This is a genomic window from Erysipelothrix aquatica (assembly GCF_009828775.2).
Lineage (GTDB): Bacteria > Bacillota_I > Bacilli_A > Erysipelotrichales > Erysipelotrichaceae > Erysipelothrix > Erysipelothrix aquatica.
This window is the reverse complement of sequence record NZ_WTSY02000016.1, coordinates 33498-47379: the sequence shown is the minus strand read 5'-3', so window position 1 is coordinate 47379 and position 13882 is coordinate 33498. Positions and strand designations below refer to the sequence as shown.

Annotated in this window: 14 protein-coding genes; 8 read left to right on the top strand and 6 right to left on the bottom strand. The window is 37.9% G+C overall.

Annotated features, from left to right (window positions below; genetic code table 11):
• Nucleotides 1–68 precede the first annotated feature (68 nt).
• Nucleotides 69–449, top strand: a complete 381-nt coding sequence (locus GVV20_RS06010; RefSeq protein ID WP_159740261.1) for a DUF805 domain-containing protein — start codon at nt 69–71, stop codon at nt 447–449.
• A gap of 38 nt (nt 450–487) precedes the next feature.
• On the opposite strand, the gene GVV20_RS06005 is transcribed toward GVV20_RS06010, so the two are convergent.
• A complete protein-coding gene (locus tag GVV20_RS06005; protein WP_159740262.1) occupies nt 488–1828 on the bottom strand; it encodes a polysaccharide deacetylase family protein in 1341 nt (446 codons plus the stop codon).
• A gap of 401 nt (nt 1829–2229) precedes the next feature.
• Here GVV20_RS06005 and mutY point away from each other — a divergent pair, with 401 nt between their 5' ends.
• A complete protein-coding gene (gene mutY, locus GVV20_RS06000; RefSeq protein WP_236261784.1) occupies nt 2230–3234 on the top strand; it encodes an A/G-specific adenine glycosylase in 1005 nt (334 codons plus the stop codon).
• 28 nt (nt 3235–3262) lie between these two features.
• On the opposite strand, the gene GVV20_RS05995 is transcribed toward mutY, so the two are convergent.
• Nucleotides 3263–4075: a Cof-type HAD-IIB family hydrolase gene (locus tag GVV20_RS05995; RefSeq protein WP_159740263.1), complete on the bottom strand. Its 813-nt coding sequence runs from the start codon at nt 4073–4075 to the stop codon at nt 3263–3265.
• Nucleotides 4076–4142: 67 nt separating this feature from the next.
• On the bottom strand, nt 4143–4595 hold the full coding sequence (locus GVV20_RS05990; protein WP_159740264.1) for a hypothetical protein: 453 nt from the start codon (nt 4593–4595) through the stop codon (nt 4143–4145).
• Nucleotides 4596–4767: 172 nt separating this feature from the next.
• Between GVV20_RS05990 and GVV20_RS05985 the strand changes: the two genes are divergently transcribed.
• From GVV20_RS05985 to GVV20_RS05975, 3 genes are read left to right on the top strand one after another with little or no spacing between them, the layout of a single operon-like run.
• The gene (locus GVV20_RS05985; protein ID WP_159740265.1) at nt 4768–5943 is read left to right on the top strand and encodes an SIS domain-containing protein; all 1176 of its coding nucleotides are present in this window, start codon (nt 4768–4770) and stop codon (nt 5941–5943) included.
• Nucleotides 5943–6377, top strand: a complete 435-nt coding sequence (gene agaF / locus GVV20_RS05980; protein ID WP_159740266.1) for a PTS galactosamine/N-acetylgalactosamine transporter subunit IIA — start codon at nt 5943–5945, stop codon at nt 6375–6377. The genes GVV20_RS05985 and agaF overlap by 1 nt, the downstream gene beginning before the upstream one ends.
• A gap of 11 nt (nt 6378–6388) precedes the next feature.
• Nucleotides 6389–6679, top strand: coding sequence for a preprotein translocase subunit YajC (locus GVV20_RS05975; RefSeq protein ID WP_159634578.1), 291 nt, complete (start codon nt 6389–6391; stop codon nt 6677–6679).
• Between the two features lie 25 nt (nt 6680–6704).
• Here the strand turns inward: GVV20_RS05975 and GVV20_RS05970 are convergent, their stop codons facing one another.
• Nucleotides 6705–7928 (bottom strand): helix-turn-helix domain-containing protein, encoded by a 1224-nt coding sequence (locus GVV20_RS05970; protein WP_159740267.1) that lies wholly within the window; start codon nt 7926–7928, stop codon nt 6705–6707.
• 193 nt (nt 7929–8121) lie between these two features.
• Here GVV20_RS05970 and agaV point away from each other — a divergent pair, with 193 nt between their 5' ends.
• Genes agaV through GVV20_RS05955 form a run of 3 tightly spaced genes read left to right on the top strand, consistent with a single transcriptional unit; the run spans nt 8122 to nt 10347 of the window.
• A complete protein-coding gene (gene agaV / locus GVV20_RS05965; protein WP_159740268.1) occupies nt 8122–8598 on the top strand; it encodes a PTS N-acetylgalactosamine transporter subunit IIB in 477 nt (158 codons plus the stop codon).
• 20 nt (nt 8599–8618) lie between these two features.
• Nucleotides 8619–9431, top strand: coding sequence for a PTS mannose/fructose/sorbose/N-acetylgalactosamine transporter subunit IIC (locus tag GVV20_RS05960; protein WP_159649071.1), 813 nt, complete (start codon nt 8619–8621; stop codon nt 9429–9431).
• Nucleotides 9421–10347 carry a PTS system mannose/fructose/sorbose family transporter subunit IID gene (locus GVV20_RS05955; RefSeq protein ID WP_159740269.1) on the top strand — a complete coding sequence of 309 codons (927 nt, stop codon included), beginning with the start codon at nt 9421–9423 and terminating at the stop codon, nt 10345–10347. The genes GVV20_RS05960 and GVV20_RS05955 overlap by 11 nt, the downstream gene beginning before the upstream one ends.
• 89 nt (nt 10348–10436) lie before the next feature.
• Here the strand turns inward: GVV20_RS05955 and GVV20_RS05950 are convergent, their stop codons facing one another.
• Nucleotides 10437–11123 carry a WxL domain-containing protein gene (locus GVV20_RS05950; RefSeq protein ID WP_159740270.1) on the bottom strand — a complete coding sequence of 229 codons (687 nt, stop codon included), beginning with the start codon at nt 11121–11123 and terminating at the stop codon, nt 10437–10439.
• A 138-nt stretch (nt 11124–11261) separates the two neighbouring features.
• A complete protein-coding gene (locus GVV20_RS05945) occupies nt 11262–13880 on the bottom strand; it encodes a hypothetical protein (protein ID WP_159740271.1) in 2619 nt (872 codons plus the stop codon).
• Nucleotides 13881–13882: the final 2 nt, after the last annotated feature.

Sequence of the window (13882 nt, the reverse complement as noted above, 5' to 3'; positions counted from 1 at the left end):
ATTGTATACATATTACTGTTTTTCTGATCGCAGATATTATAGAATAGGACAATAAAGGGGGAAAACTTATGAACTATTTAAAGAAATTTGTAGCTAACATGGCAATCATGGATGGTCGCACATCACGTCGTGAATTCTGGTTTACAATCTTATACATTTATCTCTTTGCAGCACTTTTTGGAGTCGCTGTTGGTTTAATTGGATTAATTGTTAAATTACCTACACTCTTGGGCGCAGCTATCATCGTGATTCAAGCAATCATTTTCATTGGGACAATCTCGATGCAAGTTCGTCGTCTACATGACACCAATAAATCTGCATGGTACCTACTCGTAAATATGATTCCAGTTATTGGACAATTCGTGTTTATCTTCTTCTTAGTAAGTCCTGGCGATGACCACATGAACAACTATGGTTACCCAAACAACTCACAAGAAGCAACATTCTAGTAAATTAAAAGGCACTCGACGAACGTCAAGTGCCTTTTTTATGCGTTATAGTAAATTTTCTTTGGTTCAATTGGAATGTTACGTGATTCGAGTAATTCTTCGACCGTAACGAATTTATACCCTTCAGCCGACAATTTTTCAAGCGCACATTTAGACCCTTCAACAGTACTTGAATACAAATCGTGCATAAGAACAATACCACCATCATGTGCATATTCTACCACTGTATCACAGACTGATTTTCCATCTTTGTAACGCCAGTCATTTGAATCAACCGACCAGTTAATAAATGTAACATTTGAATTTTCACGAACATACTCGTTTGCGTTTCCGTATGGTGGGCGTACCATAATTTGGCCATCATACCCTGAAGCATCTCGGATAGCCTGCTCCGCACTCGCAATTTCTTGTTGGATTTGCTCCGGCGTCGCTTTATTTAAGTTTGGATGTGAAAATGTATGACTTGCAATTTGATTTCCAGAATCTAGAATTTGTTTCACAATGTCTGGATAGCTTCCCACACGACTCCCAACAGTAAAGAACGTCGCTTTACCATTATAACTAGCAAACAAATCAATCAGCGCCGAAGTATTCTCACCATGAGGCCCATCATCATACGTAAATGCGATTAATTTCTCATTACCATCGATACCTTGATCAAGGTATGCAGATGGAACATCGGCTGCTGTCTTATCAGTTTCAAACGGTGGTTCATTAAAGAAATGGGCTGACTCTTTCAAGTCGTACTCAACTTTTCGATCATCTGAAAACAGACACATTTTCTGATCATTGAGGAGCCAATTTGTTTTCCCATCTAACGTTGATGATGCGATAACTTGATTACGAGGCATCACTGGTTCCAGAATTTTTCGATAATCACTCATAACTTTGCGATCACCTTTATCGACAAGTAAATCTATCGGACTGACTTCTTTGTCCAATTTCATGTCAAAAACGCGGCTTTCGACATTGGTTAAGGTTCCATCAAGTTGTTGATAAAAAGTTACACTTAGATATTTGTCTTTAAATGTTGAAACAGCATAGTCCTGAAGAAACTCGATGTCCGTACGGTCACTATCTTTGAATGTTTCTTGATTGCGTGTTTGGGTGTTTGTTAGTACATCATCCACAAATGTATCCGCTGACTTATATCCAGTCTTTGGATAATGGTATGCAAAATACCCCTGATCCATTGTTTGTAAGTCTTTTAAATGTGTTCCAACTTGCTTATTATCAGAATCCACGTTTTTGAGATGACTTGGATATTTAGGGAACAAACCACTTACAAAATAGATACCTAAGCCCACAACCAACAGGATTGATAATGCAAACGGAATCGCAAATTTATAATTTAATCTGTAACGTCTTCGCTTTGCCATTTATCATTACCTCTTCTTAACAATCGTATCATAATCGTCGTTGAATTCTAACCCCCAGCAATCGAATAAGTACTGGTTTTTTCAAGAGTTCACCATCTTTTCAAGAACTTCTGGCGCTTTGTTAGGTTTCTTCACATTATCTTTACAATATGACGAAATACCAAAATTACACATAATGTTATCGGTGGTAATTGGTTGATTTTTCATTTTCAAAAAGGTATTATGTTAGTAACAACTTCAAATAATAGATAAGTTGTTACTGCATCCGTCGTAGATGGCTTCATAATTTCCTTCTTAACCACTTATGAAGAACACACTACGATGTTACGCACTATCTCTCTTAAAAGAAATGGGTTCCCGTCCATTTCTTTTTTTGCGTTCAAATACCCAAAGTCAAAAATATGGGCTATACTATACGCATGACATTTACAGACAGATTAATAACATGGTATCGCGCGAATAAACGAGACTTACCGTTTCGTCGTGAGCGTGATCCCTATAAAATTTGGGTCAGTGAAATCATGGCTCAACAAACACAAATTGCAACGATGCTCCCTTACTATGAAAAATGGGTTGCCAAGTATCCTACTGTTCAAGATTTAGCAGCAGCTGATATTGATGAAATCCTCAAAATGTGGGAGGGATTGGGTTATTATCGTCGTGCCCGTAACTTACATGCAGGTGCACAGTTTGTTGTGGAACATTTTGATGGTGTTCTACCCGCAGATAAACAGGCCCTAATGAGCATTCCTGGCATTGGTGACTACACTTCAAGTGCGATTGCTTCAATTGCTTTTAGCTTGCCAGAAATAGTGATTGACGGCAACGTTAAGCGTGTAATGGCACGATATCTTAATTATACCGAGAACGTGAATGCGCGTGCAGCCCATAAGGTCTTTGATGCGTTCCTTAAAGAAGAGCTCATTAAGGATGGTGCGGATCCTAACGAATTTAATCAAGCATTAATGGAGTTAGGTGCCCTTGTATGTACTCCTAGCAACATAACCTGCGAAGGGTGTCCATTTGAGGAAATGTGTGCTTGTTGGCGTGGTGAAGTCGTTGGGCAAGTCCCATTTATTCCCAAAAGTAAGCCTGTGAAAGCGTATGATAAATCAGTCTTTATCCTCGTTAAAGATGGAAAATTGCTTATTTCGAATGAGCATGATGATGGTTTAATGGAAGGCCTCTTCCGTTTACCACAGGTTGATGGTCACCAAGATTTGGAACCTACCACAACACTTGTCCATAAGTTTTCTCATTTACATTGGAATATTGAAGCTTATCTTGTTGATACGTTAGACATTGGAGATCACAATTGGTTCTTTGTGCCACTTCAAGAAATCGTAGATACCTATCCTCTCGTGACGGCTCATCGCAAGATTCTACAAAATCAGAAGATATTATAAAAAGAGTTCACCAATGGTGAACTCTTTTCTAAATTATTTTTAAAGCTTCAAGTGCGTAAGCAATTCCCGATTCATCGTTGGAACGTGTTACAAAATGGGCCATATCTTTAACTGCATCGACTGCATTACCCATTGCGACAGCATGACCAACATAGGATAAGAACGACTTATCGTTATGTCCATCACCAAAACCAATCATCGTATCTGGATGGTACCCAAGAGGCTCTAATGCTTGTGCTAATGCGTTCCCTTTATCAATCCCCTGCGCTGTATATTCGAGGTAAAATGGTGCGGAGAAAACACAATTGAGTTTGCCTAAAAATGGCGCAACAAGCGCGTCGTGATGCTCTTGCAGATATTCTGGTGTCGCACTTACCAACACCTTACTTAACGTAAATGTTGCCACATCGCGTAAATCTTGAATTGGCTTCAGCTCTAGGTAGCACATTTCTGCTTCATGTTGAACCATATAGCCATTTTCATTATTCGTGTATAAATAGGTTCCATCATCAAACATCATACTGACGTCAAATTGTTCGAGGTGATCAATAATTGAAAGTACTTCTTCATGAGATAATGGTTGATGAAAGAGAACCTCATCAGTTGCCGGATTTAGAACCTTGCTTCCATTGTATGAAACAATCATGCCACCATAGTTCGCAATATCAAGTTCGGCCGCAAGTGGAAGCATACCACTTGTCGGTCTTCCCGATGCTAAAACAACACGTGTCCCATTTTGTTGAGCCCTAATCAAGGCTTTTTTTGTAGTCTCATCCAGTGTTCCATCAGACGAAATTAGTGTACCATCAATATCTGTAACGATTATTTTAATATGTTCCATAGATCCTCCACATAATGCATCTATTATAGCTTATTTTGCATATAAAAAAAATCATGGTTTCCCATGATTATTTACTTGATAAATATGTAAGCAAATAGGTTCCACTTAAACCCAAAGAGCCAACACCGAGGGCTAGGAGACCCCATTTCGATGCATCTTGAGAAACACCCGTCAATGCATAATATGTTAGCAGCACGCCAAACAACGCATACAAGCCAATATTCATCATTAATGCTTGTGGTTTTAGATTATCATTCATTACAAATCGTTCTTTTGGTACAATTGTGAGTCCTTGCAAAAAGCGTTTACGATAAATGATTTCCATGATAATGAGTGTTGCCAGACCAAACACCAATGATGCCGGCGTATCAAAAAACAGTCCATTTACTACAACAGCAAGTGCTAAGGTAATCGCAAAACGGCTTTGAAATACCTTTGCAAGTGCCTCTTTATCCTTGGGGACAAGATATACATTCTTATTAAAAAAATCAATAAACATAGTTTCTTCTGTTTTTGCCATTCGATGATTCTCCGTCTCTATATACCTATTCTACCTTATATTTTATAGTGTAGCACCAATTCATTTGTCTTTTTCAGTTTGCTTTTTGCATCTTTAACCAATTTGGTTGAGGCACACCCATTCCAATCCTATAATGAAGATGATAAAAAATATAAGAAACGGAGATTTGTATATGTTTAAACAAGATAAAGCCCATTGGGAAGCACTTGCTGGTTTCCATACAGCAAATGAAATTGCACAACAACCAGAAACATGGTTGAAGACTTTAGACATTGTGACTTCTAAACGTTCCGAAATTGAAGCGTTTATTAACCAAGTTACGGGTCAAGAAGATTTTGATGTTATTTTTACAGGAGCTGGAACTAGTGAATTTGTTGGAAACTCACTTGCACCAATCCTTCAAGCAGCTTATGGACGCAACTTTAAATCAGTTGCAACTACAAACATTGTAGTGACTCCTGAAGTGTATGTTCATCCAACACGACCTACATTACTTGTATCATTTGGACGTTCAGGAAACTCACCAGAATCCATTGCTGCAGTTGATGTTGTTAACGAAGTCAATAAAAATGCAAAACACTTAGTCATTACATGTAACCACGAAGGTAAATTAGCATTGCGTGATGATGAAAACATCTACTCAATCAAATTGCCAAAAGAAACCAATGACCAATCATTCGCAATGACCAGCAGCTTCTCAAATATGTTCCTTGCAGCTTACTTATCATTCAACATTGATAAATTAGAGAGCTACACCGATGCAGTTAACGAAGTTGTTCGTGTTGGAAAACATATCGAATCCGATCGTTTCCAAATTGTTAAAGATACAGTTGATAGTTTTGATTTTGACCGTATCGTTTATCTTGGAGATGCAGACCTTAACGGTTTTGCCCAAGAGAGTGCATTAAAAATGCTAGAACTTACAGCTGGTGAAACAGTAACAATGCATAACTCACCACTTGGTTTCCGTCATGGACCAAAATCAATCGTTAATGACAAAACTTTAACTGTTATCTACATGAAAGAAGCAGAATATGTTCGTAAATATCAAATCGACTTAATTCGTGAAATGAGCGGACAACGTGCGGGCAACAAAATTATGGTTGTCGATACACGCCACGATTCACAAATTAAAGACTTAGTTGATGTCTACGAAGTCATCGAATATAATGAAACTATGAATATGGATCTTGTTGGTTTAAATATGGTGATGTATGCTCAAATCTTCTCACTATACCAATCAATCAAGTTGAATAAATCACCAGACAACCCATGGCCATCAGGACTTGTAAACCGTGTTGTTCAAGGAGTTATCATTTATCCATATCATAATGGAGGCGCAAAATAATGATCGGTATCGTTGTCACAGGACACGGCGAATTTGCATCTGGTTTAACATCAGCAGTCGAATTAATCGCTGGACGTCAAGAACAATATGAGGTTGTAACATTCAACCAAGATAAAACACCGGAAACTTTATCTGAAGACTTAAAGGCAGCTATCGAACGTGTTAATACGGGCGAAGGGGTCTTAGTATTCACAGATTTAAAAGGGGGTACACCCTTTAAAGAATCCGCAATGTTATCTGCTTCATTCAGTAACATTGAAGTCTTAACAGGAACAAACTTAGCGATGTTATTAGAAGCAAGTCTAATGCGTATGGGAGATGTTGAAGTTCAAACGTTCTCACGTTCATTAGTTGAAACTGGAGCATCACAAGTTGATTTCTTTGAATTAGTTTTAGAAACATCAGAAGATGATTTTGATGGAGATGGTATCTAGGGAGGCTAACTATGACACCAATGTCAGTAGTTTTATATTCAAGCTTAACAGTTGGAGTGCTCTTAGTTTCATTCGCAATCATTTACTATATTACAACTGCGCGTAAGATTAAGCAGCAACACAGCCGTATGCCTGATATTCTTAATGAATTAAAACCAGGAGTAGAAATTGTATTCGCTGGAGGATTTGTCGGGAAACTTGTAAGTACCGATGATGAAAAAATCTTTGCAAAAGTACGTCTCAGTGATAATACTGTCGTTGAAATTGCAATGTATAGCATTACTAATATTTTAGATCGTTAATAAAAAGGCTGGAGTCTTCACGACTTCAGCTTTTTTTCTGCTCTGATTTATTTTCTTCTGTAATTGATTCGATGGATTCTTTATATATAGATTGTGAGAATTCACTGGGTGCTAAACCAAAGCGTTTTTTGAATTTTCGCGAAAAATAATGGATCGAACTAAATCCAAGTTTTAACGCAATTTCTGTAATTGGATAGCGTTCTTCTAGAATCATGTGCTGGGCTTTCGCCATTTTTAACTCGTTAATATACTGTTTGGGTGGCATATTGAGATTCTTCTTAAAAATGCCTTGTAACGTTGAGCGACTAATTGAAAACTGATCACAGATATCTTCAACCGAGATTGGTTCGAAAATATTATTATGAATGTAGGTACTAATTTCGTTCATCAACTCATTTTCAAAATTTTCTTGAATTGGATTGTTGGTCGTGACTTTTGTTTGATCTTGATTCTCAAGTTGAATCAGAAGAATTACTAATTCTTGGAGATAAGAAACCATCAGATCGCGTGAATAGGGAACATTATGCGATTCCATAATAGTCGAGTGACGAATGAATTTATCAGTCAATTGGTACAACTCTGGAGTACAGTCAATGATTCGATCTTTAAGATGCGCCATATCCTTTGTACGAATATTCATATCAAACATAATTGTGAGATAGGATGACGATTTATCGCCTCGAATATATTGTTTATGAAATTGACCTGGAAAATAAAGCATGATTTGTTGGCTGGATAGAATGTGCTCAACTCCATCCACTTCAACTCCTAACTCTCCCGTATCCACATACGTTAATTCCCAGAAATAATGGGATTCGCCATCAAAGTGATAGTCTTTCCCTTTTACACTATAATAATATGAATAAATATCCGTAACAGCAAACTTTGGCCGAATCGGCTCATATGCCAATTGGTTGGGCAAGTCGATCCGCTTCAGCTCTTGAGCCATCGGTGTTTGATACGAGAAATCCACAACGACACTTTGCGTTAAGGGAATAACCGTATACGGTGTGTTCTCTTTCAACATAATTGGACGGTGGATAACAAATTGTTCGCGGCTTCCAAACTCTTCCTGAACTACCAAAATCGCAATACCTTCTAATAACTCGATACGAATTGGCACTTCACTAACTTCTAGATAGTCTGGATTCTTTCCTTCAATAATCCTACGATGTGATACATATTCTGACGGTTCTTCAGCAATCGAACCAAATTTAAGAAACTGTGGACTTGTTGTCTTTAAATACATAATTCACCTACCTAAACTTCTCTCTATGGCTCTATTATACAACATTGTGCTTTTTCATTAAATAATTACTGCCGATTAATCAAAAGTGCAAAGGATATGTAAAATAATGCAAATAAAAATGTACCTATCTATTGTAATATTACACTATAAGAGCGCTTACATCTCTTATGGGTATGAAAGGAGAGCATGAATTATGCCAAATATCGTTTTAACTCGAATTGACAATCGTCTCATCCACGGACAAGTCGCAACACAATGGTCAGGAGTTATTGGTGCTAACTTACTGTTAGTTGCTAATGATGAAGTTTCAACCAACAAAATGCGTCAAGGTCTCATGGACATGGCAGCACCAGGATACGCACAAACACGTTACTGGTCACTCCAAAAGACAATTGACACAATTCACAAAGCATCCGATCGTCAAATGATTTTCATCATTTGCGAATCACCTCAAGATGTCTTAACACTTGTTGAGGGCGGTGTACCTATTAAAAAGGTAAACATCGGAAACATGCACATGGCGGAGGGGAAACGCCAAGTAGCAACTGTTGTCGCTGTTGATGACAAAGATGTTGCTGCATTCAAACGTCTCCAAGAACTTGGAGTTGAGCTTGAAATTCGACGCGTTCCTCAAGAAGGTACAGAAGACGTCGCAAAATTATTTAAATAATACTCAAGGAGGAAAAGATTATGGATTTTGGAATTATTCCAATCATTCTCGTAATGATCGTTACATTTATCGCAGCGATCGACCAATTTAGTTTCCTAGAATCCCTCTACCAACCAATCGTATTATGTACAATTGTTGGTGCTATTCTCGGAGACATTAAGGCCGGAATGGTTGTTGGTGGTACTTACCAATTGATTTCAATCGGTAGTATGCCAGTTGGTGGAGCACAACCACCTAACGTAATTATCGGTGGTATCATGGCTACTGTGTTTGCGATTTCATCAAACATGGCACCTGATGCAGCTGTTGGTTTAGCTGTTCCATTTGCTTTATTTGGACAATATGCTGTTACATTGACATTTACATTAATGTCACCAATGATGGCATTAGCTGATAAAGCGGCTGAAGAAGCAAACCCAGCAGGAATTACACGCGTTAACATTATCTCAATGGCAATCTTAGGATCACTCTTCGCATTTATCGTTTTACTTGGAATGTTATCAGGACAAGTTATCGGTAAACAATTAGCAGAAGCTTCCTATAACCTTAGCTGGTTAATGGCTGGTCTTGATGTTGCTGGTGGTATGATGAAATATGTTGGTTTCGGTATCTTGATGAAGATTATGCTATCTGGCGAACTATGGGGATTCTTCTTCCTTGGTTTCGCATTTGCTACAATCGTCAACATGGTTCCTGGACTTTCAGGAGCAGCATTGCTTATCCTTTCAATGATCGGTGGCGCTATTGCTATCTATGACTTCCAACAAAATACAAAACTACGTAAATTAACACAAAATGCAACATTCGGTGGAGGTGAAGAAGATGGAATCTAATGTAACACACTACAAAGATTTAACTCCAGCACAACCGCTGGACAAGAAAACTCTTAACAAAATGGTTTGGCGTTCACTCTTCTTGCAAGCATCATTTAACTATGAGCGTATGCAAGCAGCTGGATGGCTCTATGGTATTCTTCCTGGATTAGAAAAAATCCATACAAACAAAGAAGACCTCTCAGCATCTATGACGCATAACCTTGAGTTCTTCAACACTCACCCATTCTTAGTTACATTTGTTATGGGTATTGTTCTTAACTTAGAACAAAACAAAGCTGATATCCCAACAATCCGTGCCGTACGTGTTGCTGCAATGGGTCCTCTTGGAGGTATTGGTGATGCTCTATTCTGGATGACACTTGTTCCTATTACAGCTGGTATCACAGCTAACATGGCAATTGGTGGACAGATTATGGGTCCTATCTTGTTCTTATTAATCTTTAACGCGGTACAATTTGCACTTCGTTTCTGGTTAATGAACATGTCATACCGTCTTGGTGCACAAGCAATCGATGTCTTTACAGAAAATGCTAAAGAATTTACACGAGCAGCTGGTATCCTTGGGGTATTCATTGTTGGTGCGATGGTTTCTATCTTCGGTGGAACACAAATTCGTATCTCAGTAGTTGATGGTGACATGGTAACAAACGTTCAAAAAATTATGGACGGAATCTTACCAAAACTCTTACCATTACTCTTAACAATGTTAATGTACTTCTTACTTAAGAAACGTAACTGGACTCCTACAAAATGTATCGTACTCTTATTAGTTATCGGAATTGGTGGAACTGCAACAGGTATCTTAGCTGGTGATTCAAAAGCTATCAACCCTGAAACAAACGAAGCAATCCCTGGTGGCTATAACCCACTTCTAAAATGGTATGACTACGGTGTAGAGAAACCTAAAAACTAAAAACATAGTATTTCAGAAACTCTCCTTTCAAAAATACTAAAAAATAAGAAAGCTACAGATTGATGATCTGTAGCTTTTCTTTGTCGTTATTAAGGTGTTTGGATGAGATTCCAAGTTACCGTTGCGTTGTATGTTCCAACACGGGCATCGCGCGTATCAAGGTTTAGTGTGACTTTGTCATTAGACTTGGAGTCTTGTGCAAGCCATGTTGTAATCCATGTACCCATACCGTGGTCTGCTTGTGCGCCCATGATATCAACATAGTCACTATCTTTACCTGATGTAAGTTCGATCTTGTTTGATGTGATGGGTGCATTTTTATCGACGCTATCACCTGTCTTTACTGCACCATTTTCAAGTGTTAGCTTTGCATTGGGAAGCGTGTGTGTTCCGTTTGTAAATTCACCAAGACTTGCCTGAAGGTTCCAACCTTGACCTGTTCCACGAACATCCGTTACTTGGACGAATGGTTTTTGAGTCGTTGAGTTCATGGTTGTGACTTTACGGTTTAGTTTCTGTTCACCAAATGAAATATTGGGTACATAGTCAATGGTAAGGAATCCAACATTTCCAGTTCCTTCACCACCATCCCCAGGTTCTAATGGCTTCGTTGGATCGGTTGGATCAACAGGCTTGACTGGTTCAGTAGGTGTTTCTGCTACGAATTCTACACCAACATTCGAGGTTGCTCTAGTTGCTTCATTGCCGTCTGCAAAAACTGCAGTCGGGACCATCATTGCCATAATTAGTGCGGGAATCAATAATTTCTTTTTCATTTCATTTTCTCCTTATATGTTTATATTTGTTATTTAAATCTAGTTTAATTATAGATATTTGTGATATCTTTTGTGGCTTTTGTTACAAATACACTTGCATTTGTAATGAAACAACAATTTTTCACAAGTTGATTGTACCTAGTTAAATGTTAAGATCCATTCTAACTCTGCTGTATAACCTGCGTTAGCGTAAATTCCATTTGCTCCAGTGAGTTCAAGCAAGACACCAAGGTCTTGATCAAATTGAAGTTCTGTCACGGCATCATATTGATCTGGTGTTTCATAGACAACAATTGGCTTGTTTGTGATGGCATTGCCGTTATGACTTGAATTGTTTTTGAAGATTAGACTGTTATTGAGTGTCGATCCACGACCTGCGGTATCTGTCATTTCTTGTTTTGCTCTGACTTCCAATTTCCAACCTGTTCGCTCATAGCGCGTATCTTCAACTCGAAGTGTCATTGCTTCATCGCGATGATGAGTACCTGCAGCATTTTTAATGTCAATGCTACCGAATTGGATTGAACTTGGATAGTTTACGAGATCGACACTTCCATAAATGGTGTAGTCTAATACTTCGACTATTTGAAAACGACCATCGGTAATTGTGATTGTATGGTAATCGACACTAAGGGGTTGGTCAAGTTTACTGAAATATTGGCCATCAGCATCTGCAGTTCCCTGTAGTTGCTCTGTTTTATTGTAGTTCAAAACAATTTCCGCATTAGGATTTGTTTTAATATTGAGGACCGATAAATCATCGTTAGCCTGATTGCTAAATGCGATATGTCCTATCGCGTAGATTGCATGTTCCGTAAATGTTCCGGCTTTAATGTCCATTAGACCATTCTCGTTTTCAAACGTATTTGTGTATATTTTGATTGAACCATCTTTATTTATACTGAATTTTAAGGTTCCCATACGATTATCAGAATTGTAAATTTTGTAATCGGGTGTTCCTGTTGCATTAACTTCATTCCATACGTTGATTTGTTGACTGTTGATTTCAATAATTGGTGTTTTTGCTTTATTAATGAGGTCCACTTTATGATTTGCTTCTGCCACAAACCAACTTGGTTTCATGCCTTCATCTGCAATCGTGATGCTGTTCGCAACATCAAAGATACCGACATATTCCATATCATTCAGGTACAGCTCAATTCTAGCATTGACAAACTCTACATCCTTTGCGGTAATCATATAATAACGTGATGATGTTGGTACTTTTCCTTCCGCATCCACAAGAATATCTGAGTCATTCACCGTAAATTTTTTCCCAACGAGAACACTTCCAATTCGAGGATTATCCGAGTCTGCAAGAATTGTGCTTCTATTTATCGTTAGGTTTGAAGCTGTATTGATGGCATTTCTATCAATTTTATCTGCATTTAGTTCGAGTGTCGAATCATTAATAACTATATCTTTTCGAGCTGCAATAATATTACCTGTTGCTGTACCGACATTCGCAACAATTGTGGAATTTTCGATAAGAATACCCGTATCATATGGAGTTGTTGATTCTGTTTGGTCAATGATCCCCCCCGATACATACACACTGTCAATCATTACTTGTGACTCATTTGTAATTTGGACTCTGTTTTTAGCAACTATGGGTTGCCATGATATTCCACCTTTTATATTCACATTCGCGTGATTCATAGCAAATTCGTCCGCGCTAATAATTGCTGATGTTCTCGTAGTCTCATCTATGATGACATTTAATGATGCATTTTCAATCGTAAGTGCTTTGACATTCACGATTGTCAACGCACTTGCGCCCTCATTAACTATCACTTCAATGTCGAGGTTCGCACCTCGTTTCATCACGATTGAATTTGCATAAATTGCACGATAGTCTGTCTGAATTGTCGTTTGAGAATATTCTTCAAAGATTAGATTCGAATCCGCAGTATTAAACGTTGTACTATTGTTATTTGATAGCCCTCTTATGAGTGTTTCTCCTCTAAAGATAATCGTTTTCGATCGAATCAATTCTTGTCCATATCGTGATGCCATCGTTGCCGAAACATTATGCAAGATGCTTGTTCCTTTTGTATTTTGAGCAAGTGTTGTCCCGTAAAAGTTTACATTTTCATAGATAAATGTCGTGTTCTCATAGGATGAATACATTAGTCCATATTTACCATTTGATGTTATGGTCATATTTTTGAAATGCATCGTTGTCTCTTTATTATCTCGTGCTTTAATCGCAAGATTAAAAAAGTCGTCGTTAGCAGGTGCTGTTAAAGAGTGATTCTCATTTGTTACTGGATCTTTACCATCAAGAATAAAACTATATCCTGATGGTACCGTTAACGCTTTAGTAATCAGAAAGTCATCGTTCATGATGTAAGTATCGTAGATTCCATTACCACGATTCGTAACATATGCATGAAATTCATCATACGAGCTCACAATTACTTCATTCTCTTTAAGAACTCGCGTTTCTGAAGTCACTTCTAAATCCTCAATTAATACTGATTCTTCGTTAGGTGTTTCCGCTACTGATATCTCGATTTCCGTTGTTTTATCTTCGAAATTCTCTTTCAATGCTTCTTCAGTTTCACTCGGTTCTTTTTTTCCCACATCACTTTGTGTTACATTCTCTGTCAGAACATCACCACTATTAACTGTTGTTGTGTATTTTTTTGTTTCTTCAGCATTGATCGAAGTTGTAGTACCACCCATAAACATAACTGACACTACTAATGCTGTGCTTAATACAAATAAAGTTACTTTTTTTAGTGATGTTCTCATTA

Excerpts from the sequence above, each read along its gene's own strand:
- agaV (WP_159740268.1), top strand. The coding sequence starts at position 8,122 with ATGCCAAATATCGTTTTAACTCGAATTGACAATCGTCTCATCCACGGA.
- GVV20_RS05990 (WP_159740264.1), bottom strand. The coding sequence starts at position 4,595 with ATGGCAAAAACAGAAGAAACTATGTTTATTGATTTTTTTAATAAGAAT.
- GVV20_RS06005 (WP_159740262.1), bottom strand. The coding sequence starts at position 1,828 with ATGGCAAAGCGAAGACGTTACAGATTAAATTATAAATTTGCGATTCCG.
- GVV20_RS05955 (WP_159740269.1), top strand. The coding sequence starts at position 9,421 with ATGGAATCTAATGTAACACACTACAAAGATTTAACTCCAGCACAACCG.
- GVV20_RS06010 (WP_159740261.1), top strand. The coding sequence starts at position 69 with ATGAACTATTTAAAGAAATTTGTAGCTAACATGGCAATCATGGATGGT.
- GVV20_RS05970 (WP_159740267.1), bottom strand. The coding sequence starts at position 7,928 with ATGTATTTAAAGACAACAAGTCCACAGTTTCTTAAATTTGGTTCGATT.
- GVV20_RS05950 (WP_159740270.1), bottom strand. The coding sequence starts at position 11,123 with ATGAAAAAGAAATTATTGATTCCCGCACTAATTATGGCAATGATGGTC.
- mutY (WP_236261784.1), top strand. The coding sequence starts at position 2,230 with ATGGGCTATACTATACGCATGACATTTACAGACAGATTAATAACATGG.
- GVV20_RS05995 (WP_159740263.1), bottom strand. The coding sequence starts at position 4,075 with ATGGAACATATTAAAATAATCGTTACAGATATTGATGGTACACTAATT.
- GVV20_RS05975 (WP_159634578.1), top strand. The coding sequence starts at position 6,389 with ATGACACCAATGTCAGTAGTTTTATATTCAAGCTTAACAGTTGGAGTG.
- GVV20_RS05960 (WP_159649071.1), top strand. The coding sequence starts at position 8,619 with ATGGATTTTGGAATTATTCCAATCATTCTCGTAATGATCGTTACATTT.
- GVV20_RS05985 (WP_159740265.1), top strand. The coding sequence starts at position 4,768 with ATGTTTAAACAAGATAAAGCCCATTGGGAAGCACTTGCTGGTTTCCAT.
- agaF (WP_159740266.1), top strand. The coding sequence starts at position 5,943 with ATGATCGGTATCGTTGTCACAGGACACGGCGAATTTGCATCTGGTTTA.
- GVV20_RS05945 (WP_159740271.1), bottom strand. The coding sequence starts at position 13,880 with ATGAGAACATCACTAAAAAAAGTAACTTTATTTGTATTAAGCACAGCA.